The 465-nt window shown below is 60.4% G+C and carries 1 protein-coding gene; it reads left to right on the top strand.

Going from position 1 to position 465, the window contains the following annotated elements:
- On the top strand, positions 1-259 hold a 259-nt coding region (locus tag RVY79_RS17340), incomplete at its 5' end, for a hypothetical protein (protein ID WP_317465723.1).
- Positions 260-465 lie beyond the last annotated feature (206 nt).

Below are 465 nucleotides of genomic sequence, written 5' to 3'. Positions count from 1 at the left end.
TCCTGCAGTGGTGGAAGCTTGGCGCCAGCGGAAAGGCGTACAGGTGCCAGAGGACCTTCACGCTAACTACTTCGCCGCTCTGGCTGCTCTGCCGCGACTCGTCGCGGCGGCTGCCGACACGGAGTGGGATGGCGGATTCCTGTCGTGCGCGCTGGCGGCTATCGCGGCAGCGAAGGGCAATGGTGCGGTGGCTGAGGCAGCGCTAGAGCTTAGCCCCGATGTTGCGCCCGAATTTCTCGATTGGTTCTACTCCCGGTAGAGCGGCGGACCGTGTTCGACCAAAGCACTGCGACCGAGGCTGAGCGATTCAGGAAATCACGATAGATACGTTTGTCCTACTGCTCGCTGCCAAGAGGGTGATGGCGAAGCTCAAGAAGGTGTCGGGCCGCGCCGAGCCTTTTTCCTCGCGTGGCTTCAGGAGAAGGTCGCCAACTTTTAGACTAGGTATGTCCTTTTCCGAAAATC

Source organism: Chromohalobacter sp. HP20-39 (assembly GCF_033052815.1).
Classification (GTDB): Bacteria; Pseudomonadota; Gammaproteobacteria; order Pseudomonadales; family Halomonadaceae; genus Chromohalobacter.
Note: the sequence above shows the minus strand (reverse complement) of the source record. Positions and strands in the feature narration are given on the sequence as shown.